Source organism: Streptomyces sp. NPDC048590, from assembly GCF_043199535.1.
In the GTDB taxonomy this organism is placed as follows: Bacteria; Actinomycetota; Actinomycetes; order Streptomycetales; family Streptomycetaceae; genus Streptomyces.
The window spans coordinates 982063-1006423 of record NZ_JBICWC010000001.1 but is presented as its reverse complement, the minus strand read 5'-3'; the positions used below and the strand labels follow the sequence as shown (position 1 = coordinate 1006423).

Sequence of the window (24361 nt, the reverse complement as noted above, 5' to 3'; positions counted from 1 at the left end):
AGGACGGAAAACAACACAACGGAAGCGAGATTTCACCACCGTGACTGCTCTCACTCTCAGCACCTCAGGTGCGGCGACGCTGCGCGCCGACGCACTCGTCGTCGGCGTCGCCAAGGGCGACGGCTCCACGTCTGGGGACCTGGTCGTCGCACCGGGCGCGGAGGCCGTGGACCAGGCGTTCGACGGGAAGCTCGCCACCGTCCTGGAGACCCTCGGCGCCTCCGGTGCCGAGGGTGAGGTGACCAAGCTCCCCGCCCCGGCCGGCCTGAAGGTCCCGGTCGTGGTCGTGGTCGGGCTCGGTCCGGCCCCCGCGAAGGACGAGGACTACGACGCCGAGGCGCTCCGCCGGGCCGCCGGCAACGCCGCGCGTGCGCTGAAGGGCACGAAGAAGGCCGGTTTCGCGCTGCCGACGGGGTCCGCCGAGGACGCCGGCGCCATCGCCGAGGGCGCGCTGCTGGGCGCGTACGCCTTCACCGCCTACCAGGGCGGCGAGAACAAGCTCGCCCCGGCTGCCAAGTCCTCGAAGGGCGCCAAGGGCGGCGCGAAGCTGCCGCTCGGCGAGGTCGCGCTGCTCGGTGCCAAGCCCCGGGACAAGGCCTTCAAGGCCGCCGCCGAGCGTGCCGTGGCGGTCTCCGAGGAGATCAACCGGGCCCGTGACCTGATCAACACCCCGCCGAACGACCTGTACCCCGAGTCCTTCGCCGCCGTGGCCACCACCGCGGGCAAGGAGCACGGCATCAAGGTCCAGGTGCTGGACGAGAAGGCGCTCGTCAAGGGCGGCTACGGCGGCCTGCTCGGCGTCGGCCAGGGCTCCACGCACGGCCCCCGCCTGGTGAAGCTGTCCTACACCCACCCCAAGGCGGAGAAGACGCTCGCCCTGGTCGGCAAGGGCATCACCTACGACTCGGGCGGCATCTCTCTCAAGCCGGCCGGGCACAACGAGACGATGAAGTGCGACATGAGCGGCGCCGCCGCCGTGTTCGCCGCCGTCGTGTCGGCGTCCCGCCTCGGCCTCCGGGTCAACGTCACCGGCTGGCTGGCCCTCGCCGAGAACATGCCGTCCGGCAACGCCACCCGCCCCGGTGACGTGCTGCGCATGTACAGCGGCAAGACCGTCGAGGTCCTCAACACCGACGCCGAGGGCCGTCTCGTCCTGGCCGACGCGCTGACGCGCGCCTCCGAGGAGAAGCCCGACGCGATCGTCGACGTGGCGACGCTCACCGGCGCGATGGTCCTCGCGCTGGGCAACCGCACTTTCGGCGTGATGGCCAACGACGACGCCTTCCGCACGTCGATCCACGAGATCGCCTCGGAGGTCGGTGAGGCCTCCTGGCCGATGCCGCTCCCGGCCGACCTGCGCAAGGGCATGGACTCCCCCACCGCCGACATCGCCAACATGGGTGAGCGGATGGGCGGCGGCCTGGTGGCCGGACTGTTCCTGAAGGAGTTCGTGGGCGAGGGCATCGCCTGGGCGCACCTGGACATCGCGGGCCCCGCCTTCCACGAGGGCGCGCCGTACGGCTACACCCCGAAGGGCGGCACCGGGTCGGCCGTCCGCACCCTGGTGCGGCTGGCGGAGCGCACCGCGGCAGGCGACCTCGGCTGATCCCGGCGCGGGCTCCGCACGCGCACCGCGCGTGAGCTCGATCGCGGAACCGACGGCCCCGGGCATACACCCGGGGCCGTCGGTGTTGCCCGGAGCGGACCCCGACCTGGATGTTTCCGGACATACATACACATCGGCGGCCCGCCGGGCCCGGCACTCGTCCGGGCCGGAGCAGGGGCCCGCGTCCCGTCCGCCCTCAACAAGTGCGAAGATGGGTTCTCGGCAGGACAGGGCCCCCACCACAGGGCCGAATAACGCAAGCGGCCGAACACCAGCCGACCGGCCGGTCACACCCCAGCGACGGGGCCCGGCGTACGGCGCACATGCATGGAGGACGTGACGTGGCGAACGACGCCAGCACCGTTTTCGACCTAGTGATCCTCGGCGGTGGCAGTGGCGGTTACGCCGCGGCCCTGCGCGGAGCTCAGCTGGGCCTGGACGTCGCACTGATCGAGAAGGGCAAGGTCGGCGGCACCTGCCTGCACAACGGCTGCATCCCCACGAAGGCGCTGCTGCACGCCGGCGAGATCGCCGACCAGGCCCGCGAGGCCGAGCAGTTCGGCGTGAAGGCCACCTTCGAGGGCATCGACATGGCGGCCGTCCACAAGTACAAGGACGACGTGATCTCGGGCCTGTACAAGGGTCTGCAGGGCCTCGTCGCCTCGCGCAAGGTGCACTACATCGAGGGTGAGGGCCGTCTCTCGTCGCCCACCTCGGTGGACGTGAACGGCCAGCGCGTCCAGGGCCGCCACGTGCTGCTCGCGACCGGCTCCGTGCCGAAGTCGCTGCCCGGCCTGGAGATCGACGGCAACCGCATCATCTCGTCGGACCACGCGCTGAAGCTGGACCGTGTGCCGAAGTCGGCGATCGTCCTCGGCGGCGGCGTCATCGGCGTCGAGTTCGCCTCGGCGTGGAAGTCGTTCGGCACCGACGTCACGATCGTCGAGGGCCTGAAGCACCTGGTCCCGGTCGAGGACGAGAACAGCTCGAAGCTTCTTGAGCGCGCGTTCCGCAAGCGCGGCATCAAGTTCAATCTCGGTACCTTCTTCGACAAGGCCGAGTACACGCAGGACGGCGTCCGGGTCACCCTCGCCGACGGCAAGACCTTCGAGGCGGAGGTGCTGCTGGTCGCGATCGGCCGCGGCCCGGTCTCGCAGGGTCTGGGCTACGAGGAGGCGGGTGTCGCGATGGACCGCGGCTACGTCCTCGTCGACGAGTACATGCAGACCAACGTCCCGACGATCTCGGCCGTCGGCGACCTCGTCCCGACGCTCCAGCTCGCCCACGTCGGCTTCGCCGAGGGCATCCTGGTCGCCGAGCGGCTCGCGGGCCTCAAGACCGTGCCGGTCGACTACGACGGCGTGCCGAAGGTGACGTACTGCCACCCGGAGGTCGCCTCCGTCGGTATCACCGAGGCCAAGGCCAAGGAGATCTACGGCGCGGACAAGGTCGTGGCCCTCAAGTACAACCTCGCGGGCAACGGCAAGAGCAAGATCCTGAAGACCGCGGGCGAGATCAAGCTCGTCCAGGTCAAGGACGGTGCCGTGGTCGGCGTCCACATGGTCGGTGACCGTATGGGCGAGCAGGTCGGCGAAGCCCAGCTGATCTACAACTGGGAGGCGCTGCCGGCCGAGGTCGCGCAGCTCATCCACGCCCACCCGACGCAGAACGAGGCGATGGGCGAAGCCCACCTGGCCCTGGCGGGCAAGCCTCTCCACTCCCACGACTGATCCAGTCCCGGGGACGACCGACCACTTCCGCACTTTCGTAAGGAGCAACCGAAACCATGTCGGTTTCCGTAACCCTTCCGGCGCTCGGTGAGAGCGTCACCGAGGGCACCGTCACCCGCTGGCTGAAGGCCGAGGGCGAGCACGTCGAGGCCGACGAGCCGCTGCTCGAGGTCTCGACCGACAAGGTCGACACCGAGATCCCCGCGCCCGCCTCCGGCGTGCTGGCGTCCATCAAGGTCGCCGAGGACGAGACCGTCGAGGTCGGCGCCGAGCTGGCCGTCATCGACGACGGTTCGGGCGCGCCCGCCGCGGCCGCCCCTGCCGCCGAGCCCGAGGCCGCACCGGCCCAGGAGGCTCCGGCCCCCGCCGCCGAGGCCCCGGCCGCGGAGGCTCCCGCCGCCGCTCCGGCCGGCGGTGCCTCCGGCACCGACGTCACCCTCCCGGCGCTCGGCGAGAGCGTCACCGAGGGCACCGTCACCCGCTGGCTGAAGGAGGTCGGCGAGGAGGTCACGGAGGACGAGCCCCTGCTCGAGGTCTCCACGGACAAGGTCGACACCGAGATCCCCGCCCCGGCCTCCGGCGTTCTGCTGGAGATCGTCGTGGGTGAGGACGAGACCGCCGAGGTCGGCGCCAAGCTGGCCGTCATCGGTGCTCCGGGTGCCGCTCCCGCCGCCGCCCCGGCGCAGCCCGCCGCCCCGGCCCAGGAAGCCCCGAAGCAGGAGGCCCCCAAGCAGGAGGCGCCGTCCGCTCCCGCCCCGGCCCCCGCGGCTCCGGCGGCTCCCGCCCCCGCCCCGACCCCGGCCGCCCCCGCCCCGACCCCGGCCGCTCCGGCCCAGGCTCCGGCTCCCGCCGCTGCCCCGGCCCCGGCCGCGCCCTCCGGCGACGACGGCGCGTACGTCACGCCGCTGGTCCGTAAGCTCGCCGCCGAGAACGGCGTCGACCTGGGCTCGGTCAAGGGCACCGGTGTCGGTGGCCGGATCCGCAAGCAGGACGTCGTCGCCGCCGCGGAGGCCGCCAAGGCCGCCGCAGCCGCTCCGGCTCCGGCCGCCGCCGCTCCCGCGGCCAAGGCCGCGCCGAAGCTCGAGGCGTCCCCGCTGCGCGGTCAGACGGTCAAGATGACCCGCATGCGCAAGGTCATCGGCGACAACATGATGAAGGCGCTGCACTCGCAGGCCCAGCTGACCTCGGTCCTCGAGGTCGACATCACCAAGCTGATGAAGCTGCGCAACCAGGCGAAGAACTCCTTCGCGGCCCGTGAGGGCGTCAAGCTGTCCCCGATGCCGTTCTTCGTGAAGGCGGCGGCCCAGGCGCTGAAGGCCCACCCGGTCATCAACGCCCGGATCAACGAGGACGAGGGCACCATCACGTACTTCGACTCGGAGAACATCGGCATCGCCGTGGACGCCGAGAAGGGTCTGATGACCCCGGTCATCAAGGGTGCGGGCGACCTGAACATCGCCGGCATCGCGAAGAAGACCGCCGAGCTGGCGGGCAAGGCCCGTGGCGGCGGCCTCACCCCGGACGACATGTCGGGTGCCACCTTCACGGTCAGCAACACCGGTTCGCGCGGTGCGCTGTTCGACACGGTCATCGTGCCCCCGAACCAGGCCGCGATCCTGGGCATCGGCGCGACGGTCAAGCGTCCGGCGGTCATCGAGACCGCCGAGGGCACCGTCATCGGTATCCGCGACATGACCTACCTCTCGCTCTCCTACGACCACCGTCTGGTGGACGGCGCGGACGCCGCCCGTTACCTGACCACGGTCAAGGCGATCCTCGAGGCGGGCGAGTTCGAGGTCGAGCTCGGCCTCTGAGCCGGCCGGCTGTAACCAGCCTCACCAGCGGCGCCCCCGTCCGGAACTCCTCCGGACGGGGGCGCCGCCGTATTGTCTAGACACCACCGGTCGCCCAGGCCACCGGACCGGCGCCGGCGCACCGGTCTCTCCGAAGGAGCCCCCCATGACCCCGCCCGTCATCCACTCGCTGCGCGAACAGATCCGCGAGCACATCGTGGAAGGGATAGTCAGCGGGCGCTGGAAGCCGGGCGAACGGATCGTGGAACGGCGCATCGCCACCGAGCTCGAGGTCAGCCAGACGCCCGTGCGCGAGGCGCTGCGGGAGCTGGAGACCCTGCGGCTGATCGAGTCCGCGCCGAACAAGGGGGTCCGGGTCCGCAATCTCACCGCCGCCGACCTGGAGGAGAGCTACCCGGTACGGGCGGGGCTGGAGCAGATCGCGGCGGAGCTGGCCGCTCCGGGGCTCGCCGAGGACTGCTCGGCCCTCACCCCCCATGTGGCCGCACTGTACGAGGCGGACCGGCTCGCGGACGGTGAGGCGCAGGTGCGGCACACGGTGGCCTTCCACCGGGAGATGGTCCGCGCCGCCGGGAACGCCGTCCTGCTGCACACCTGGGAGGGGCTCGGCATCGAGGTGTTCACGGCCCTGTCGATCCGCTGGCTGGGCACCGTGCAGAAGTCGTACGCCGAGGAGCACGAGGCGCTCATCGAGGCGTTCCTGCGCCGCGACCCGCAGATCGCCGTGATGGTGAAGGAACACGTGCTCGGCTGCGCTCCCCGGGCCTGACCGTCGGCTCCATCCCAGCCGGAGCAGATGCACATCTGGGTCACTCGTTGCACAACCGTGCAGACCGATGCCCGTTTCGACCGATTAATCCCGTCACTGCGTGCCCTGTTCTGCGGCACCGCATGCCACTTTTCTTCATATCGAGAAGTTTTGCCCTTCACCCTTTGATCGATCATCGATCGGCGACTTACAGTTCTGTTCGCGGGCCCACCGGCCCGATCGCCCTGTCCTGCCAGTCAGGGCCTTCTCCACCCCCCTCCACTCCGGAAGGCGGCGATCATGACCGACCCCGTAGCACAGCTTCCGAGCGAGCTCGACCAGCTCCCGGACCGCGACCCCGAGGAGACCGCCGAATGGGCGGCCTCCCTGGACGCCGTCACCAAGGCCGCGGGCCCGCACCGCGCCGCGTACCTGATGCGGCGTTCGCTCCAGCACGCTGAGGGCGCCGGCATCGCGCTGCCCAAGCTGCTGGAGAGCGATTACGTCAACACCATCCCCACCTCCGCCGAGCCCGCGTTCGACGGCGACCTGGAGATGGAATCGAAGATCACCGCGTGGAACCGCTGGAACGCGGCCGCGATGGTCACCCGTGGCGCCCGGTACGGCGTCGGCGGTCACATCGCCACGTTCGCCTCGGCGGCGTGGCTGTACGAGACCGGCTTCAACCACTTCTTCCACGGCAAGGAAGGTGACGGCTCCGGCGACCAGCTCTACATCCAGGGCCACGCCTCGCCCGGCATCTACGCCCGCGCCTTCCTCGACGGCCGCCTCTCCGAGCAGCAGCTCGACAACTTCCGCCAGGAGTCCGGGGGCGACGGTCTGCCGTCGTACCCGCACCCGCGGCGGCTGCCCTGGCTGTGGGAGTTCCCCACCGTGTCGATGGGCCTCGGCCCGCTCTCGGCGATCTACCAAGCGCGCTTCAACCGCTACCTCACCAACCGCAAGATCAAGGACACGTCGAACTCCCACGTCTGGGCCTTCCTGGGCGACGGCGAGATGGACGAGCCCGAGTCGACTGCGGCCCTCGCCCTCGCGGCGCGTGAGCAGCTCGACAACCTGACCTTCGTCATCAACTGCAACCTGCAGCGCCTCGACGGCCCGGTCCGCGCCAACTTCCGCGTGGTCCAGGAGCTGGAGGGCGCCTTCCGCGGGGCGGGCTGGAACGTCATCAAGACGCTCTGGGGCAACGCCTGGGACGAGCTGTTCCAGCTGGACACCACCGGCGCTCTGATCCGCCGGCTCCGCGAGGTCCCGGACGCGCAGTTCCAGACGTACGCGACCCGCGACGTGGCATACATCCGCGAGCACTTCTTCGGCTCCGAGCCCGCGCTCGTCGAGCTGGCGAAGCTGCTGAGCGACGCCAAGATCGCGGAGTGCTTCTACAGCTCCCGCGGCGGCCACGAGGCCCGCAAGGTCTACGCGGCCTACCGCGCGGCGCTGGAGCACAAGGGCGCGCCGACCGTGATCCTGGCCCAGACGGTCAAGGGCTACACGCTCGGCAAGGGCTTCGAGTCCAAGAACGCCAACCACCAGATGAAGAAGCTGTCGATCGACGAGTTCAAGGGCATGCGTGACCTGCTCGGTCTCCCGATCCCGGACAGCGCCTTCCAGGACGGGCTGGTGCCGTACGGCCACCCGGGCGCCGACTCCCCCGAGGTCCGCTACCTCCAGGAGCGCCGTGCCGCCCTCGGTGGTCCTGCCCCCGCCCGCCGGGTGCACGCCGCCGCGCTGCCCGAGCCCGAGGAGCGTGCGTTCAAGGCGCTGTACAAGGGCTCCGGCAAGCAGGAAATGGCGACCACCATGGCGTTCGTCCGCCTGGTGAAGGACCTGATGCGGGACAAGGAGACCGGCAAGCGCTGGGTTCCGATCGTCCCGGACGAGGCCCGTACCTTCGGGATGGAGTCGCTGTTCCCCTCGGCCGGCATCTACTCGCCGCTGGGCCAGACGTACGATCCGGTCGACCGCGACCAGCTGATGTACTACAAGGAGGCCAAGGACGGCCAGATCCTCAACGAGGGGATCACCGAGGCCGGCGCCATGGCCGACTTCATCGCCGCCGCTTCGTCGTACGCGACGCACGGCGAGACGATGATCCCGTTCTACATCTTCTACTCGATGTTCGGCTGGCAGCGGACCGGCGACCAGATGTGGCAGCTCGCCGACCAGCTCGGCAAGGGCTTCATCGTCGGCGCCACGGCGGGCCGTACGACCCTGACGGGTGAGGGCCTCCAGCACGCGGACGGCCACTCCCACCTGATCGCGTCCACGAACCCGGCGTCGCTCAACTACGACCCGGCGTTCGCCTACGAGATCGCGGTGATCGTCAAGGACGGTCTGCGCCGGATGTACGGCCCCGACGCCGAGGACGTCTTCTACTACCTGACGGTCTACAACGAGCCGAAGCAGCAGCCTGCGATGCCCGAGGGCGTCGAGGACGGCATCGTCAAGGGCCTGTACCGCTTCAAGGAGGGCACGCCCGCGTCCGCGGACGCGCCGCGTCTCCAGCTGATCGGTTCGGGTACGGCGATCCACTGGGTCCTGGAGGCCCAGGAGCTGCTCGCCGCCGACTGGGGTGTCACGGCCGACGTCTGGTCCGCCACCTCCTGGGGCGAGCTGCGCCGGGACGCGCTGGAGTGCGACGAGGCACTGCTCCGCGGCGAGGAGCGCGTGCCGTACGTGACGCAGGCGCTCTCCGGCGCACCGGGCCCGGTCCTCGCGGTCAGCGACTGGATGCGCGCCGTGCCGGACCAGATCAGCCAGTGGGTCGAGCAGGACTGGTCCTCGCTGGGCACGGACGGCTTCGGCCTCTCCGACACCCGTGAGGGCGCCCGCCGCCACTTCGGCGTCGACGCGCAGTCGGTCGCGGTCGCGGCGCTGGCACAGCTGGCCCGCCGTGGCGAGATCCCGGCCTCCAAGGTCAAGGAGGCCCGGGAGAAGTACGGGATGTGAGTCCGCGTGAGGCGGGTACCGGGTCAGCCGGTACCCGCCTCCGTCGTTTCCCGGCCCGTCCGACAATGGGTGCATGCGTGCTGCCCGCCTCATCAAGATGGTGCTGCTCCTGCAGTCCCGGCCCTCCATGACCGGTGCCGAACTGGCCGCCGAGCTGGAGGTGTCGGAACGCACCGTGACCCGGGACGCCCAGGCGCTCTCGGAGGCGGGCGTGCCCGTCCACGCCGGTCGCGGCCGGATCGGCGGCTACCGGCTCGTGGGCGGGTACCGGACACGTCTGACGGGGCTGGCGCGCGACGAGGCGGAGGCCCTCTTCCTGTCCGGGCTGCCCACCGCCCTGCGCGAGATGGGCCTCGACGACGCCGCGTCGGCGGCCCGGCTGAAGGTCTCGGCCGCCCTGCTGCCCTCGCTCAGGGACGCGGCGGACGGCACCGCCCGCCGTTTCCACCTGGACGCCCCAGGCTGGTTCCGGGATCCGGTCACCCCGGAACATCTGCCTGCCGTGGCGGAGGCGGTCCGGGGCGACCGGATGATGGCGGCCCGCTACCGCCGCCGGGCCTCCGAAGAGGAGGTGGAGCGGGAGCTCGCCCCTTACGGGCTCGTGCTGAAGGCCGGGGTCTGGTACGTCTGTGCCCGGGCGGGCGACGACGTCCGGGTGTACCGGGCCGACCGCTTCACCTCGGTCACCGTGTCGGAGACCGGTTTCGTCCGGGACGAGGACTTCGACCTGGCGGGCTTCTGGGAGGAGCGTGCGGAGCGGTTCGCGCGGTCGATCCTGCGCGCCGAGGTGACCGTACGGCTGTCACCGGCCGGTGCGCGGCGGCTGCCGCACGTCGTGGACCGGGCGGCGGCCGAGGAGGCGCTGGCTACCGCGGAGGTGCCCGACGGGGAGGGGTGGCGCACGGTGGTCCTGCCGGTGGAGTCGCCTGAGGTGGCGTACGAGCAACTGCTCGTGCTGGGCGCGGAGGCGGAGGTCCTCTCGCCCGCCTCCCTGCGCGAACGTTTTGCCGGGACCGCCGAACGTTTGCGCGATCTCTATCGGTGACAGGCCCCTGAATCCACGCCGAAGGCTTCATTTCGGTGTCTGGGCGTGCGTCGCCCGCCGCCGGGGCAGATGCTGGACCCGTGATGGACGAGACGGAGTTCTGGGAGATCATCGACAGCACCCGCGAGGCCGCCGACGGCGACCCCGAGGAGCACGCCGATCTGCTCGTCGAACGGCTGGTGCGGCTCGACCCCGACTCGGTGCTGGACTACGCCCGGCATTTCGAGGCCCGCTACAACCGCGCCTACCGCTGGGACCTGTGGGGCGCCGCGGCCGTACTGCTCGGCGGAGCGAGTGACGACGCGTTCGACTACTTCCGCTGCTGGCTGATCGCCCAGGGCCGGGAGGTCTTCGAGGGTGCGGTGCACGACCCGGACAGCCTCGCCGAACTGCTGGACGGCTTCGACGAGGAGATCGACGGCGACGGCGAGGAGCTCGGGTACGCCGCCGACGAGGCGTACGAACAGCTGACAGGGGTGGTCTCCCCCGACCTCGGGGTGCCCCCGCAGGCGTCGAAGCCGGAAGGCACTCCCTTCAGCCTGGAAGACGACGAGGGCCTCGCGGAGCGCTACCCGGCGCTGTGGGAGCGCTTCGGTCCCGCCTGAGGCGCGCAGCGGCCGTGGCGCGTGCGGGTCACACGGTGAGCGAACGCCCCATCAGGACGTCGTCGACGTAGCGGCCGTGCAGGAAGAACTCCCCCGGCAGCACCCCCTCGACGGCGAACCCCTCCGCCTCGTAGAGCGCCCTCGCCGCGGTGTTGTGTCCCAGTACCCGCAGGGTGAGCCGTCCGGCTCCCTCGTCTCGCGCCCGCTCGGCACAGGCACGCAGCAGGGTGCGTCCCAGGCCGTGGCGCCTGGCCCATCCGGCGACCGCGAGTCCCTGGATCTGGCGTACGTGGGCGTTGCAGGCGAGCGGGGTGGGGCGTCCCAGCCGGATGTAGCCGGCGAGGAGTGCTCCCTGGTCGGTGGAGGCCTCGACGACCAGGTGGTCGCCGGGCGGCCTCCGGTCACCGAAGAACGGCTCGTACGGTGGCCGTGGCCGCGGCTGCACGGCGTGCAGGGTCGACCAGGTGGCCCGGTCCAGCTCGCCCAGTCCCGCCTCGTCCTCGGGCAGGGCGCCGCGGACCGGGTGGAGGGCACGGATCCTCGGGTCGCTCATGCGCCCGACTGTGCCACGCGGGTTCCCGCCTCCGCATCCGTGTTGCGTGCCCGCGTTCCGAGTGAGCCGTGACCGATGGGGCAGGATGGCCGTCATGCTGCGTTCGCGTGTCGCCGTCTCCGGATCGACCGGCCTGATCGGAGCGGCGCTCGTGCGCTCGCTGCGGTCCGACGGGCACGAGGTGGTACGCCTGGTGCGTCGTCGCGCCGCCTCCGGCGACGAGGTGGAGTGGGACCCGAAGCGGCAGTACGTCGATGTGGCGGGTCTGGCGGGCTGCGACGCGGTCGTCCACCTCGCGGGTGCCGGCGTCGGGGACCACCGGTGGACCCAGGCGTACAAGCGCGAGATCCGTGACAGCCGGGTGCTGGGCACGGCGGCCGTCGCGGAGGCCTTGGCCGCCTTGGACACCCCGCCGAAGGTGCTGCTCTCCGGGTCCGCGATCGGCTTCTACGGCGACACCGGCGACCGCGCGGTCGACGAGAGCGCACCTCCGGGGGACGGTTTTCTGCCGTCCGTCTGTGTGGAGTGGGAGGAGGCGACCGCCCCGGCCGAGGAGGCGGGGATCCGCACGGTCCATGCCAGGACCGGTCTGGTGGTGTCCAAGGAGGGCGGCGCCTGGGGCCGGCTCTTCCCGCTGTTCCGGGCCGGGCTCGGCGGACGTCTCGGGGACGGCAGGCAGTACTGGAGCTTCATCGCGCTGCACGACCACGTCGCCGCGCTGCGGCACATCCTGGACACGGAGACGTTGTCCGGCGCGGTGAATCTGGCGGGCCCCTCCCCCGTCACCAACGCACAGGTCACGGCCGCGATGGGGCGGGTGCTGCGGCGCCCGACCCTCTTCACCGCTCCGGCCCCCGCCCTGAAGATCGCGCTCGGCGAGTTCTCCGAGGACGTCCTGGGAAGCCAGCGGGTCCTGCCCGCCCGGCTCCTCGAATCGGGCTTCGCCTTCGCCTTCCCGGGGATCGAGGACGCCGTCCGCGCGGCACTGCGCTGACGGCCGCCGGGGCCTCACCGGGCCTCCGTGGAGGCAGGCGTGCGACCCCGTGCATCCGTGCCCGAGGTCCACGCGACTGTGCCTGACTCGGCCATCCACCTAGCCTCGACCCGAACTCGGGCATTCCGGGGGCCTGTTGGGGGCAATAGCCCCGCAGCAGTCGCACCGACTCGGGGAGGGGCACGTGCTGAGGGCACACACATCGGACCACGCGGATGTGGTCATCATCGGGGCCGGGATCGCCGGCCTCTCGGCGGCCCACCGGCTGATCAGCGCGGGGGTGGACGTCAGCGTTCTGGAGGCGGCCCCGCACGTGGGCGGCCGCATGGCGACCCGGGAGGTGGACGGGTTCCGTCTCGATCATCTGGGTCCCCTGCTCGGTTCCGGATGCCCGGAACCGGGCACCACACCGGGGCTCGACGGACTGGTCCTGCGGGAGTTCGCGCCGGGGGCGCTCGTGCACAGCGGGGGCCGGCAGTACCTCGCCGGGGACGTACGGAGCGCACGAGGCGCACTCCGCGCAGTACGGTCGCGGTCGAGCGCCCCCTGTGCGCCCCTGGGCGGAGCGATCGAACAGGCGCGGCTGGGCGCCTGGCTGGCCAGGCTCGCCGCCACCGAGGAGTCCAGGATCCTGGCCCGTCCCGACCGGGCCGCGCTCGACGCGCTGTCGGCGCGTGGCCTGCCGCCCCGCCTCGTCGGCGGATTCCTGCGGCCGCTGCTGTCGGCCCTGCTCGGTGACCCGGATCTGATCACATCGAGCCGCATCGCCGAACTGACTCTCAGGGAGTACGCGCGCGGGGCGCTCTGCGTGCCCTCGGGCGGTTCCTCGACGCTGCCCGAGCTGCTCGCGGCCGCACTGCCGCCGGGGACCGTGCGCACCGGGGTCCATGTGACGGCGGCGGACATCACCTCCGTACGCACGAAGGAGCACGGGGAACTCGGCTGCCGGTCGCTCCTGGTGGCCACCGGGGCGGGCGCGGCGGCCGAACTGCTGCCCGGGCTGCGGACCCCGCCGTTCCATCCGGTGACCGTGCTGCACCACACCGCGCCGCAGGCACCGGCCACGGGGAACCGACTGCTGCTGGACGCGGACCGCTCGGGTCCGGTGTCGCACACCGCGGTGATGAGCGAGGTCGATCCCTCGCGCGCCCCGGAGGGCCGGGTCCTGATCACCTCCACGGTGCCAGGTCCCCCGCCCCCGGACCTCGACCGCTCGGTCCGCGCCCACCTCGCCGAGCTGTACGGCGTGCCCACCGGCGACTGGGAGCTGCTGGCCTCGCACCACGATCCGGAGGCCGTGCCCGCGATGCCGCCGCCGCACGACCCGCGCCGGCCGGTCCGTGTGCTGAGCGGGCTCTACGTGTGCGGTGACCACCGCGACACCAGCACCGTGCGGGGCGCCCTGCGATCCGGCAGGCGCGCCGCGGCGGCCATCCTCGGCGATCTGGGGGTGCGAGGGCGGGACGTGGACGGGCCGGGGCTGTCCGAGGCCGCCTGAGGGCGGCCCCGGCAGGCCCGCTCAGCCCAGTGCGGCGACCCGGTCGCGGTATCCCCGCACGGCGGCGGCCTCCCGGTAGGGCTCCAGGCGGCGCTCGAAGTCGCTGACGTACTCGGTCGCGCGTACGGACCGCATCTCCGCCGCCTGCTGGGCGGCCTCGGCGCCCAGCAGGCAGGCCTGGTCCAGCTCGCCGAGCCCCAGCCGTGCCGTGGCGAGCACGACCCTGCAGAACAGCCGGCTGCGGGCGTACGCCGGCGCGCGCAGTTGGAGCGACCGCTCGGCGTGCTGGGCGGCCGCCCGGTACTGCCGCAGATCCCGGTGGCAGTGGCCGAACTCGTCGGCCAGCTGGGCCTCGTCGAAGTAGCGCGCCCAGTACGGGACGTCGTCGCCGGGCCGCGAGCTCTCCAGGGCGCGCTCGGCGCGGGCGAGCGCGGCGACGCAGGACCTGGTCTCGCCGAGCACCCCATGCCCGCGGGCCTCCACCGAGTGCAGCAGGGCCATGACCACCGGCGGCGCTGAGGAACCGATGCCCTGCTGGGCGACTCGTGCGAGCTGGACCGCCTCCCTGCCGTGCCCGAGGTAGACGGCCTGCCTGCTCATCGTGATCAGGACGAAGGCCCCGTACGCCCGGTCCCCGGCCGCCTGGGCGAGCCGCAGCGCCTGGACGAAGTAGCGCTGGGCGAGCCCGTGCGCCGCGATGTCGTAGGAGGTCCATCCCGCCAGCCGGGTCAGATCCGCGGCGGCGGAGAAGAGCCTGCGTCCCGTGGCCTCGCCGTAGCTCCCGCGCAGCATGGGTTCGGCCTCGTGCTCCAGGTACCTGACCAGCGCCTGCCTGGCGTGCCCGCCGCCGTAGGCGTTGTCGAGCGCGCGGAACAGCTCTCCGACCGAGCGCAGGGCGGCCACGTCACCGCTGCCCACCCGCTGCCCGGTGCCCCGGTCGGTCTGCCTCTGGCGCGGGACACCCAGCGGCGGGGTGGTGGGCGCGGGCGGCCGGGTGGATCCCGGGCCGCGGGGGGCGCCGCCGCGGACGGGGCCGGCCGTGCCGTGCGGACCCGGGATCTGCAGGGTCCCGGCCGCGCCCGGCTGCTGGGGTCCGTGCTGGGTCCGGGCCCCGGTATCGGCGGTACGCGGAGCGGGCAGGCCGGCCGGCGCGTGGTCGCGGTCCTGCTCCGCGCCCCGCCCGTCCCACTCGTCGGGCCGTCCGATGAGCCAGTCCCTGCTGGGGACGACCAGTCCCGCCGGGGTGAACGCGATCTTCCGCAGCTCCGTGTGGCTTCCCGAGTCCTTGCGCCACAGTCCGCTGACGATGTCGACCGCCTCGGCGGGCGTGGCCGCGAACTCCAGGCCGGCGTAGACGGGCGCGCAGGCGTCGAGGCCGAGGTCCTGCGCGGAGAGCCGCCGCCCGAGCCGCCGGGTGAAGACCTCGGCGATGAGCGCGGGGGTGGTGCCCCGGGGCTGCTGGCCGCGCAGCCAGCGGGTCACCGAGGTCTTGTCGTATCGCAGGTCGAGCCCGTGTTCGAGGCCGAGCTGATCCACCCGTCGAGCCAGGCCCGCGTGCGAGAACCCGGCCTCCGCGATGAGGGCAGCGAGCCGCCGGTTCGGGGTGCGCTGCGCAGGTCGTTCCGACATCAGCTGTAAGGTCTCCTGCCTTCGGCGCCGGGCGGGCGGCCCTCACGGGCTCCCCTCCACGATGGGGAGCGGGCGAGCCCGTCATGGAACGGCGCGAATTTAACTGCCCCGGCGGTGACCCCGGCGCCGTTCGCTCCACGTTCATCCGATCGTGTGAGGATTGCCGGATTGCTGACGGAAACCCCTCCCCCCGCAACCTGCCGGAAGCCGCGCTCCGCGGCGGTCGTACAGTGGATCGGGGCGCACAACAGTGCATGGTGCCGTGGCTCCGGGGACACCCCCCGACTTCACGAGCCCTCCGGCACCACGAGTAGGGAGGCACCCGAGTGAGTGAGCTGCGATTCGTCCGTCTGGGATTCGGCGAGGAAGCGGTCGACTACCAGGAGGCCTGGCAGAAGCAGCGCGAGGTGCACGCCGCACGGTTCGAGGACACCGTCCCCGACACCTGCCTGCTGCTGGAGCACCCGCCGGTCTACACGGCCGGACGACGGACCCTGGACAGCGAACGCCCGCTGGACGGCACCCCGGTCGTCGACGTCGACCGCGGCGGCAAGATCACCTGGCACGGCCCGGGACAGCTCGTCGGCTACCCGATCCTGAAGCTCCCTCGCCCCGTCGACGTGGTCGCCCACGTCCGGCGTCTGGAGGACGCGCTCATCCTCACCGCCGCGGAGTTCGGCGTGGAGGCCACCCGTGTCGAGGGGCGCAGCGGTGCCTGGGTTCTCGGTGACCCGATCGAGGACCGGCCCTCGCTCGGTGGGCTCTCCCTCGATTTCGACCCCCGGCTGCATGACGAGGAGTTCGACGCCCGGCTGAACGGCCCGGAGTACGCGCCGTCCAACGCGGGCCAGCGCCGCGAGGACCGCAAGCTCGCCGCGATCGGCATCCGGGTCGCCAAGGGCGTGACCATGCACGGCTTCTCGCTGAACGTGAACCCGGACAACACCTGGTTCGACCGGATCGTGCCGTGCGGCATCCGGGACGCCGGCGTGACCTCCCTCGCGAACGAACTCGGCCGCGAGGTCACGATCGCCGAAGTCCTGCCGGTCGTCGAGAAACACCTCAGGAGCGTCCTGGAGAGCGCACGGCCCGCCCCCAGGGTCATCGAGCGCGAGGAGCCCTCGAAGGCCGCGGCGCCGGCCTGAGGGTGCTGACGGGGCCCGGAATAGGGCCCGTCGGCCACAGGTTGGCCATACGTAAGACCGTTCTAATCACGGGCGTACCCTGGTGTTCGCCGAAGAATCCAATGCAGCGAAAGCAAAGGGGTGCCGGAGTGTCCGGTGTCGCACCCGACGGGCGCAAGATGCTGCGCCTGGAGGTCCGAAACAGCCAGACCCCCATCGAGCGCAAGCCCGAGTGGATCAAAACCCGGGCGAAGATGGGCCCCGAGTACACGAAGATGCAGGCGCTCGTGAAGGGCGAGGGACTGCACACCGTGTGCCAGGAGGCCGGGTGTCCGAACATCTACGAGTGCTGGGAGGACCGCGAGGCGACCTTCCTCATCGGCGGTGACCAGTGCACCCGGCGCTGCGACTTCTGCCAGATCGACACGGGCAAGCCGCAGGCGCTGGACCGCGACGAGCCCCGCCGTGTCGGCGAGTCCGTCGTGACCATGGACCTGAACTACGCCACGATCACCGGCGTCGCACGCGACGACCTGGAGGACGGCGGAGCCTGGCTCTACGCGGAGACCGTGCGCCAGATCCACGCCCAGACCGCGGGCCGGGAGGGCGGGGCCACCAAGGTCGAGCTGCTGATCCCCGACTTCAACGCCGAGCCCGAGCAGCTCGCCGAGGTCTTCTCCTCGCGCCCGCAGGTGCTCGCGCACAACGTCGAGACGGTCCCCCGGATCTTCAAGCGGATCCGCCCGGGCTTCCGCTACGAGCGCTCCCTCGAGGTCATCACCCGGGCCCGCGAGGCCGGCCTGGTGACGAAGTCCAACCTGATCCTCGGCATGGGCGAGACCCGCGAGGAGGTCAGCGAGGCGCTGCGGGACCTCCACGACGCGGGTTGCGAGCTCATCACGATCACGCAGTACCTGCGCCCCTCCGCCAGGCACCACCCCGTCGAGCGCTGGGTGAAGCCGCACGAGTTCGTCGAGCTGAAGGACGAGGCGGACGCGATCGGCTACTCCGGCGTCATGTCGGGCCCGCTGGTGCGTTCCTCCTACCGCGCGGGGCGCCTCTTCCAGCAGGCGATGGAGCGCCGCGGCGCAACCGCGTCCGCCGCGCCCTCGGTGTGAATCGGCGCACAAGGGACCACTGAGCAGAAGTCGCCGTGACGACGCGGCCCGTACGCCCCGCCAGGTCGGGGGCCACGTATGGGCCGCGTCGGCGTGCGCGGCGCCGAAATCAGGGTTTCATTGGTGTTTGACCGACCGGTCATGCACTGGTAACACCGAGCAGTGACCCTAGGTACATACGCGGTGGCTCCCGCAGCCGCCGTCGTCATTGCTTCCCGCTACTCAGTGCGCGCCGGACGCGCGCATCCGCTCCGAGGGGGAACACCCACGATGCACGCAGCACCGGTACGAGCCACCGCCATCCCGACCGTCACCACCGCGCTCCGCGCGGTCGAGTCACTCCTGATGTCGGGTGGCCAGCGCACCGCCCGCCAGAACGCCTGGACCGCTGTTCTCGAGGACCGCCGCAGGGCGCAGGACCGGGTCGAGGCCGAGCATGTGCTGAAGGCTGTGGCCGACCACCGTTCCTAGGTCACTCCGGGGCCACGTAAACTTCTTTACATGGCGAGGAAGGCAAACACTGAAGGCGCGGACAGCGCCGAGAACGCGGGGCGGCTCAAGCAGATCGCCCTGACCTACAAGATGACCAGGCGGTCGGACCCCAAGGTGGGTCTTGTCGTCGCGGGTGTGGGAATCATCACCTTCGGTGTCCTCCTCGCGATCGGTTTCCTGATCGGTCACCCCATCTACGCGGGCATCCTGGGCTTCGTCCTTGCCCTCCTCGCCATGGCGATCGTCTTCGGGCGCCGGGCCGAGCGTGCGGCCTTCGGGCAGATGGAAGGACAGCCCGGCGCGGCCGCGGCGGTCCTGGACCGGGTGGGCCGTGGCTGGACCACGACGCCGGCCGTCGCGATGAACCGCAGCCAGGACGTCGTCCACCGCGCGGTGGGCAAGGCGGGCATCGTGCTGGTGGCCGAGGGCAACCCGAACCGGGTGAAGAGCCTGCTGGCCGCGGAGAAGAAGCGGATGGCGCGCATCGTCGTCGACGTACCGGTGCACGACATCATCGTCGGTGACGGCGAGGGCCAGGTGCCGCTGAAGAAGGTGCGCACCACGATGCTCAAGCTCCCCCGGGTGCTGACCGGCCCCCAGGTGACCACCACCAACGACCGTCTCCGGGCGATGGGCGACCTCATGAGCAACATGCCGCTGCCGAAGGGCCCGATGCCCAAGGGCATGCGGATGCCGCGCGGCGGAAAGATGCGCTGACCTCGACACGTACATACGGCAGGGGCCCCGACAAGATTTCTTGTCGGGGCCCCTGCCGTATGTACGTGCCGCGGGCGCCCCGTGTGCGCCCCGTGCCGGCCCGGCCGACCCGGAGTGCGGCCCGCGTGTGCCGCGGGGCCTCGACGGGCCTCAGGGACGCCGCCGCCACCGGTCGGGAGCGGCGCCCCGGGGCCGTGCGGCGCGGGGGCGCCTCAGATGCGGACCTGGACGGCGCGGGCGAGGCGGTCGTGCAGGCCGCGGCTGTCGCGGTCCCAGACGATGGCCGGGATCACCAGGACGAGGAGCACGCTGCGGAGCGCGACCCGGACCGGGCCGAGCCGTGAGCCGTCCTCTGCGATGACGCGCAGGCCGAGGATCCGCTTGCCCGGGGTGGAACCCACGGTTCCGACGGTCAGCAGGCTCATCACGAGGAAGACGGCCAGGGCCCAGTTGCCCGCCGCCTGTTGGTCACCGCCCGCGAGCAGCCCGTATGCGATCAGCATGCACAGGGCCCAGTCGATGAAGAGAGCCCCGAAGCGCCGGCCGAGCGGGGCGATCGACCCCGGGCCCTCCTGGGGCAGACCGAGGCGCGCGCCCCGGTGACCGAAGTCGGCGCCCATGTCCTCGGCGGCCGCGCGCGGCCCCGAGAGCCACGATCCGATTGCTTGCCTGTTGTCCACCCGTCCACGGTACTGCGCCCGTGTTTGCACCCGGCCGGGCGGGGCACGGAACACGTCGTTCAGGTGCCGCCCGCAACAGGGCTGGTTAACTTGTGCGAAACAAATGGGTCACGCTGGAGAAATCCCGTTTACCTAAGGTCGCATCCAGCGTGTGCCACCGCACTGGCCACACAGACGAGCTGCAACCCCGCCCTTTCCCGGGTCGGGAGTAGGAGGAGTTGGATGTTCCAGAACGCCGACGAAGTCCAGAAGTACATCGCCGACAACGACGTCAAGTTCGTCGACGTCCGGTTCTGCGACCTGCCGGGTGTGATGCAGCACTTCACGATCCCCGCGGCGTCCTTCGACCCGGCCGAGGAACTGGCATTCGACGGCTCGTCGATCCGCGGCTTCCAGGCCATCCACGAGTCGGACATGGCGCTCCGCGCCGACCTGTCGACGGCCCGGGTGGACCCCTTCCGCCGCGACAAGACCGTGAACATCAACTTCTTCATCCACGACCCGATCACCGGTGAGCAGTACAGCCGTGACCCGCGGAACGTGGCCAAGAAGGCCGAGGCGTACCTCGCCTCCACCGGCATCGCCGACACCGCGTACTTCGGTCCCGAGGCCGAGTTCTACGTCTTCGACAACGTCCGCTTCCAGACGTCGGCGAACGAGAGCTTCTACCACATCGACTCCGAGGCCGGCGCCTGGAACACCGGTGCGGTCGAGAACAACCGTGGTTACAAGGTCCGCTACAAGGGCGGGTACTTCCCGGCCCCGCCGGTCGACCACTTCGCCGACCTGCGTGCCGAGATCTCCCTGGAGCTGGACAAGAACGGCCTCCAGGTAGAGCGCCAGCACCACGAGGTCGGCACCGCCGGCCAGGCCGAGATCAACTACAAGTTCAACACGCTGCTCGCCGCGGCCGACGACCTGATGCTCTTCAAGTACATCGTGAAGAACGTCGCCTGGCGCAACGGCAAGACCGCGACCTTCATGCCGAAGCCGATCTTCGGCGACAACGGCTCGGGCATGCACGTCCACCAGTCGCTGTGGTCGGGCGGCTCGCCGCTCTTCTACGACGAGCAGGGCTACGCGGGCCTCTCGGACACCGCCCGCTACTACATCGGCGGCATCCTCAAGCACGCCCCGTCGCTGCTGGCGTTCACCAACCCGACGGTGAACTCCTACCACCGCCTGGTCCCGGGCTTCGAGGCCCCGGTCAACATGGTGTACTCGCAGCGCAACCGCTCCGCCGCGATGCGTATCCCGATCACCGGCTCGAACCCGAAGGCCAAGCGCGTCGAGTTCCGTGCGCCGGACCCGTCCTCCAACCCGTACCTGGCCTTCTCGGCACTGCTGATGGCCGGCCTGGACGGCGTGAAGAACAAGATCGAGCCGCCGGAGCCGATCGACAAGGACCTCTACGAGCTGGCTCCCGAGGAGCACGCGAGCGTCCAGCAGGTCCCGACCTCGCTCCCGGCCGTTCTCGACGCGCTGGAGTCCGACCACGAGTACCTGCAGGCCGGCGGTGTCTTCACCCCCGACCTCATCGAGACGTGGATCGACTACAAGCGCACCAACGAGATCGCCCCGATCCAGCTGCGTCCGCACCCGCACGAGTTCGAGCTGTACTTCGACCTCTAGGCCGCAGGGCCGGGTGACCCCGGGCGGCCACCCGGAAGCGTGAGGTGCCGGCGGAGACCCACTCGGGTGTCTCCGCCGGCACCACTCGGCCTCCGCGCCGGTGCGCGTCGGTCCGGCCCGTATGCCGGAGCAACACCGTGAGGGCTGTCCCCCGTTCGACGGGGACAGCCCTCACGGTGTTGCGGGGTCAACCACCGGGGGAGCTCACACCCCTGACAGCTCCCGCTTGAGGATCTTGCCGGTGGGGCCCTTGGGCAGGCTCTCCACCAGGCGGACGAGGCGCGGGTACTTGTACGGGGCGACGCGTGCCCTGACGTAGTCGCGCAGTTCGTCCGCGGTCGCCGCCGCGCCCGGTTCGAGTGCGACGACCGCGGTGATCTCCTCACCGTGCAGGTCGTGCGGGACACCGACGACGGCGGCCTCGACGACCGCCGGGTGCGTGTAGAGCACCTCCTCGATCTCGCGCGGGTAGACGTTGTAGCCGCCGCGGATGATCAGGTCCTTCTTCCGGTCGACGATGAAGTAGTGCCCGTCCTCGTCCCGGCGAGCGAGGTCGCCGGTACGGAACCAGCCGTCGGTGAAGGCCGCGGCGTCGGCCTCGGGACGGTTCCAGTAGCCCAGCATGACGTTGGGGCCGCGCACCGCGATCTCGCCGATCCCGTCCTCGGCGGTGTCCTCGCCCTCGTCGTCGATCAGACGGACCTCGACGCCGTCGACCGGGGTGCCGATCGAGCCGGGCTTGCGGACGCCGTGGAGTGCGCCGAGCGTGACCACCGGGGCCGTCTCGGACAGGCCGTAGCCCTCGACGACCGGGCAGTCGAACGCTGCCTCGAAACGGTGCAGCACGTCGACGGGCATCGCCGAACCGCCGCTCGCCGCAAGACGTACGGTGCCGACCCGGGCCCCGCCGGCCGCCTCGGCCGCCGCCAGCAGCGCGACGAACATGGTCGGCACACCCTCCATGACCGTGACCCGGTCGCGGGCCAGGACGCTCAGCGCCTTCGCCGCGTCGAAGCGGGGCAGGAGGGTCACGCAGGCCCCTGTCAGCACGGCGGCGTTGAGGCCGCAGGTCTGCCCGAAGACGTGGAAGAAGGGCAGGCCGCCGAAGACTGTGTCGTCCCCGGTGATGCCGAGCAGGCGGACGACGGTCTCGGTGTTGCTGTGCAGGTTGCCGTGGGTGAGGACGGCGCCCTTGGGGCGGCCCGTGGTGCCCGAGGTGTAGAGGAGCACGGCCGGGTCGTCGTCGGCCCGCTCGACGAGCGTGGTGGACGGGCGGATGCCGGCGAGGACGCCCGCGAACCCGTCCGCGGTGACGTCGGTGCAGGAGATATCCAGTCGTGCCGCGGCCGCCGATGCCTCGGGCAGGGACATCGCCCCGGTGAGGATGGTGCGGGCCTCACAGTCCCCGGCGCCGTAGGCGATCTCCGGTGCCTTCAGCAGCGGGTTCATCGGTACGACGACGGCTCCGGCGCGGAGTACCCCGTAGTAGACGACCGCGAACTCCGGGATGTTGGGCAGCATGACCGCGACCCGGTCGCCCGGCGCGATGCCCTCGGCGGCGAGCCAGGTGGCCACGCGGGCGCTGCGCTCGTCCAGCGTGCGGTAGTCGAGCACCTGGTCGTCGAGGCGGAGGGCGGGCCGGTCGGGGTGGGTCCCGGCGGTGTGGACCAGGTTGCGGGCGAGATGGGGCACCGGCTGACTCTTTCCTGCGGGACGTTCCGGACGGGCACGGCGTACGTTGCCGGACCGCTTCTCGCGGAGTCTTGACCTCGCGCGACAAAGTCCTGGCACGACGCGTCACCGGGGTGCCCCGCCGGGGCGGGACCAGGTGTGCCGCGGGTCCTGCCACTCCGGCGGCAGGGAGCAGGAGCGCCGGGCGGGACACCGGGCAGCCCCGCCGACGCCGGGCGTCCCGGTCTCCCGCCCGGCACGTCTCTTGTCACAGGGCGACACCGACTTGACGTCGCACGACAAGGCCGGAGCGGGCGGTGGGCGCGATCGTGTGCCGCAGCACACTCCCAGGGCCCCTGCGGCCCTCGCCGAAGGACGGTCCACACATGATCAACTCTCGGCCGCTGAGCACCCGCCGGATGGCCGGCTGGGGTGCCGGTGCCTTCGCGTCGAACGCCTTCAACACGCTGCCCGGCCTGCTCCTGCTGATGTACATGACGGATGCACTCGGTGTCCCTGCCGCGCTCGCCGGTGTCGTCGTCGCCCTGCCGAAACTGTTCGACCTGGTCGCGAGCCCCTGGTTCGGCGCCGTCAGCGACCGTGAGGCGGCGCGCACCGGGCAGCGCCGGCGGCTGATGACGTCGGGCGCGCTGATCCTGCCGTTCGCCTTCGTGGCCACCTTCAGCTCGCCGGTGCGCGGGGACGCCGCGGCGCTGTGGGTGTTCGCGGCGTTCCTCGCCGCGTCGGCCTCCTACCTCTGCTTCCAGGTGCCGTTCACCGCACTGCCCGTGGAGATGTCCGACTCCCCGCAGGAGCGGACCCGGATGATGACGTGGCGGACCCTGTTCTTCACGCTCGGCATGCTCGTCGGCGGGGTCGCCGGGCCGCTGCTGACGGAGAAGGGCACCCCGGCGGCGTACCGGGCCATGTCCGTGATCATCGGGGTGGTGCTGCTCGTGGTGCTGCTGGTGCCGGTGGTGTCCACGCGCGCGGTGCGCTCGCGGCCCGCCGCCGGGACCCCCTCGCTGCGCACGGCGTTCCGCACGGCCCGCGGCAACCGGCCGTTCGTGCTGCTGTCGGCCGTGCTGTTCCTGTACTACGTCTTCACGGTGATGGTGCTGACCGGACTGCCGTACGTCGCCACCTACTTCCTGGGGGGAAAGAAGGAACAGGCGGTCGTCTTCCTGGTGTTCGCGCTGAGTTCCACCCTCGCCGTACCCGGCGCCGGCCTGCTCGCCCGCCGGTACGGCAACGTCCCACTCCTCCTGACCGGCCTGGCACTGTGGACGGTGGGCGGCGTCGCCCTGTACGTCGCCGCGGGCGTGGGCACCGCGGCGACCGCGGCCGCCGGCGTCCTGGTCGCCCTGGGGCAGGCCGCCGGGCTCGTGACGATGTACGCCCTGCTCACCGACTGCATCCGGCTGCAGGCCAAGCGGACCGGGCACGACAGCGCCGGTGTCCTGTCCGGTGTGTGGACGGCGGTCGACACGGCCGGGCACGCGCTGGGCCCGGTCGCCTACACCCTCGTCCTGTCGCTGACCGGCTACGCGTCGTCGACCCTCGACCATCCGGTCACCCAGTCCTCGACGGCGCTCGAAGGCATCCGGCTGGCCTTCTCCGTCCTGCCCGGGCTGCTCCTGCTGACCACCTTCCCCCTGGTGCTGCGCTTCCGCCGCGCCTTCTCCGCCCCGGCCGTCGCGGCCACCGCGGCCGTCGGCCCGGCCGATGTCTGATC

At 71.5% G+C, this 24361-nt stretch carries 19 protein-coding genes; 15 read left to right on the top strand and 4 right to left on the bottom strand.

Features of this window, described 5'->3' with window-relative positions; all coding sequences use genetic code 11:
* The first annotated feature begins 40 nt into the window (after window positions 1–40).
* The 7 genes from ACGFNN_RS04355 (at window position 41) to ACGFNN_RS04325 (ending at window position 10518) form a co-directional block, all read left to right on the top strand.
* Window positions 41–1606, top strand: a complete 1566-nt coding sequence (locus ACGFNN_RS04355) for a leucyl aminopeptidase (RefSeq protein ID WP_393552822.1) — start codon at window positions 41–43, stop codon at window positions 1604–1606.
* 341 nt (window positions 1607–1947) lie between these two features.
* On the top strand, window positions 1948–3336 hold the full coding sequence (gene lpdA / locus ACGFNN_RS04350; RefSeq protein ID WP_362555857.1) for a dihydrolipoyl dehydrogenase: 1389 nt from the start codon (window positions 1948–1950) through the stop codon (window positions 3334–3336).
* Between the two features lie 56 nt (window positions 3337–3392).
* Window positions 3393–5150 carry a 2-oxoglutarate dehydrogenase, E2 component, dihydrolipoamide succinyltransferase gene (gene sucB / locus ACGFNN_RS04345; RefSeq protein WP_393552819.1) on the top strand — a complete coding sequence of 586 codons (1758 nt, stop codon included), beginning with the start codon at window positions 3393–3395 and terminating at the stop codon, window positions 5148–5150.
* Between the two features lie 145 nt (window positions 5151–5295).
* A complete protein-coding gene (locus ACGFNN_RS04340) occupies window positions 5296–5919 on the top strand; it encodes a GntR family transcriptional regulator (protein WP_362674897.1) in 624 nt (207 codons plus the stop codon).
* Between the two features lie 279 nt (window positions 5920–6198).
* Window positions 6199–8868: a pyruvate dehydrogenase (acetyl-transferring), homodimeric type gene (gene aceE, locus ACGFNN_RS04335; RefSeq protein WP_393552816.1), complete on the top strand. Its 2670-nt coding sequence runs from the start codon at window positions 6199–6201 to the stop codon at window positions 8866–8868.
* A 73-nt stretch (window positions 8869–8941) separates the two neighbouring features.
* Complete coding sequence (locus ACGFNN_RS04330; RefSeq protein WP_393552814.1) at window positions 8942–9913, top strand: helix-turn-helix transcriptional regulator; 972 nt, start codon at window positions 8942–8944, stop codon at window positions 9911–9913.
* 83 nt (window positions 9914–9996) lie between these two features.
* A complete protein-coding gene (locus ACGFNN_RS04325) occupies window positions 9997–10518 on the top strand; it encodes a DUF4240 domain-containing protein (RefSeq protein ID WP_362674898.1) in 522 nt (173 codons plus the stop codon).
* A gap of 28 nt (window positions 10519–10546) precedes the next feature.
* On the opposite strand, the gene ACGFNN_RS04320 is transcribed toward ACGFNN_RS04325, so the two are convergent.
* Window positions 10547–11071: a GNAT family N-acetyltransferase gene (locus tag ACGFNN_RS04320; protein WP_393552812.1), complete on the bottom strand. Its 525-nt coding sequence runs from the start codon at window positions 11069–11071 to the stop codon at window positions 10547–10549.
* Between the two features lie 94 nt (window positions 11072–11165).
* Here ACGFNN_RS04320 and ACGFNN_RS04315 point away from each other — a divergent pair, with 94 nt between their 5' ends.
* Complete coding sequence (locus ACGFNN_RS04315; protein WP_393552809.1) at window positions 11166–12065, top strand: TIGR01777 family oxidoreductase; 900 nt, start codon at window positions 11166–11168, stop codon at window positions 12063–12065.
* 184 nt (window positions 12066–12249) lie between these two features.
* Window positions 12250–13563 carry an NAD(P)/FAD-dependent oxidoreductase gene (locus ACGFNN_RS04310; RefSeq protein ID WP_393552807.1) on the top strand — a complete coding sequence of 438 codons (1314 nt, stop codon included), beginning with the start codon at window positions 12250–12252 and terminating at the stop codon, window positions 13561–13563.
* 21 nt (window positions 13564–13584) lie between these two features.
* On the opposite strand, the gene ACGFNN_RS04305 is transcribed toward ACGFNN_RS04310, so the two are convergent.
* On the bottom strand, window positions 13585–15192 hold the full coding sequence (locus ACGFNN_RS04305) for a regulator (protein WP_393552804.1): 1608 nt from the start codon (window positions 15190–15192) through the stop codon (window positions 13585–13587).
* 326 nt (window positions 15193–15518) lie between these two features.
* Between ACGFNN_RS04305 and lipB the strand changes: the two genes are divergently transcribed.
* From lipB to ACGFNN_RS04285, 4 genes are all read left to right on the top strand, one after another.
* Window positions 15519–16337 (top strand): lipoyl(octanoyl) transferase LipB, encoded by an 819-nt coding sequence (gene lipB, locus ACGFNN_RS04300; protein ID WP_393552801.1) that lies wholly within the window; start codon window positions 15519–15521, stop codon window positions 16335–16337.
* Between the two features lie 128 nt (window positions 16338–16465).
* Window positions 16466–17434: a lipoyl synthase gene (gene lipA / locus ACGFNN_RS04295; RefSeq protein WP_362555273.1), complete on the top strand. Its 969-nt coding sequence runs from the start codon at window positions 16466–16468 to the stop codon at window positions 17432–17434.
* A 270-nt stretch (window positions 17435–17704) separates the two neighbouring features.
* On the top strand, window positions 17705–17905 hold the full coding sequence (locus ACGFNN_RS04290; protein WP_362555275.1) for a hypothetical protein: 201 nt from the start codon (window positions 17705–17707) through the stop codon (window positions 17903–17905).
* Between the two features lie 30 nt (window positions 17906–17935).
* The gene (locus tag ACGFNN_RS04285; protein ID WP_362555277.1) at window positions 17936–18643 is read left to right on the top strand and encodes a DUF4191 domain-containing protein; all 708 of its coding nucleotides are present in this window, start codon (window positions 17936–17938) and stop codon (window positions 18641–18643) included.
* Window positions 18644–18855: 212 nt separating this feature from the next.
* Here ACGFNN_RS04285 and ACGFNN_RS04280 read toward each other — a convergent pair whose 3' ends face one another.
* A complete protein-coding gene (locus ACGFNN_RS04280) occupies window positions 18856–19323 on the bottom strand; it encodes an RDD family protein (RefSeq protein ID WP_393552797.1) in 468 nt (155 codons plus the stop codon).
* Between the two features lie 222 nt (window positions 19324–19545).
* Here ACGFNN_RS04280 and glnA point away from each other — a divergent pair, with 222 nt between their 5' ends.
* Window positions 19546–20955, top strand: a complete 1410-nt coding sequence (gene glnA, locus ACGFNN_RS04275) for a type I glutamate--ammonia ligase (RefSeq protein WP_362555281.1) — start codon at window positions 19546–19548, stop codon at window positions 20953–20955.
* Window positions 20956–21159: 204 nt separating this feature from the next.
* Here glnA and ACGFNN_RS04270 read toward each other — a convergent pair whose 3' ends face one another.
* The gene (locus tag ACGFNN_RS04270; protein ID WP_393552794.1) at window positions 21160–22647 is read right to left on the bottom strand and encodes a long-chain fatty acid--CoA ligase; all 1488 of its coding nucleotides are present in this window, start codon (window positions 22645–22647) and stop codon (window positions 21160–21162) included.
* 365 nt (window positions 22648–23012) lie between these two features.
* Here ACGFNN_RS04270 and ACGFNN_RS04265 point away from each other — a divergent pair, with 365 nt between their 5' ends.
* Window positions 23013–24359, top strand: coding sequence for an MFS transporter (locus tag ACGFNN_RS04265; protein ID WP_393552791.1), 1347 nt, complete (start codon window positions 23013–23015; stop codon window positions 24357–24359).
* Window positions 24360–24361: the final 2 nt, after the last annotated feature.

Bases quoted from the DNA above. Each gene is read 5' to 3' on its own strand.
- sucB (WP_393552819.1), top strand. From the start codon at position 3,393: ATGTCGGTTTCCGTAACCCTTCCGGCGCTCGGTGAGAGCGTCACCGAG.
- ACGFNN_RS04340 (WP_362674897.1), top strand. From the start codon at position 5,296: ATGACCCCGCCCGTCATCCACTCGCTGCGCGAACAGATCCGCGAGCAC.
- aceE (WP_393552816.1), top strand. From the start codon at position 6,199: ATGACCGACCCCGTAGCACAGCTTCCGAGCGAGCTCGACCAGCTCCCG.
- ACGFNN_RS04330 (WP_393552814.1), top strand. From the start codon at position 8,942: ATGCGTGCTGCCCGCCTCATCAAGATGGTGCTGCTCCTGCAGTCCCGG.
- ACGFNN_RS04325 (WP_362674898.1), top strand. From the start codon at position 9,997: ATGGACGAGACGGAGTTCTGGGAGATCATCGACAGCACCCGCGAGGCC.
- ACGFNN_RS04320 (WP_393552812.1), bottom strand. From the start codon at position 11,071: ATGAGCGACCCGAGGATCCGTGCCCTCCACCCGGTCCGCGGCGCCCTG.
- ACGFNN_RS04315 (WP_393552809.1), top strand. From the start codon at position 11,166: ATGCTGCGTTCGCGTGTCGCCGTCTCCGGATCGACCGGCCTGATCGGA.
- ACGFNN_RS04305 (WP_393552804.1), bottom strand. From the start codon at position 15,192: ATGTCGGAACGACCTGCGCAGCGCACCCCGAACCGGCGGCTCGCTGCC.
- ACGFNN_RS04290 (WP_362555275.1), top strand. From the start codon at position 17,705: ATGCACGCAGCACCGGTACGAGCCACCGCCATCCCGACCGTCACCACC.
- ACGFNN_RS04285 (WP_362555277.1), top strand. From the start codon at position 17,936: ATGGCGAGGAAGGCAAACACTGAAGGCGCGGACAGCGCCGAGAACGCG.
- glnA (WP_362555281.1), top strand. From the start codon at position 19,546: ATGTTCCAGAACGCCGACGAAGTCCAGAAGTACATCGCCGACAACGAC.
- ACGFNN_RS04265 (WP_393552791.1), top strand. From the start codon at position 23,013: ATGATCAACTCTCGGCCGCTGAGCACCCGCCGGATGGCCGGCTGGGGT.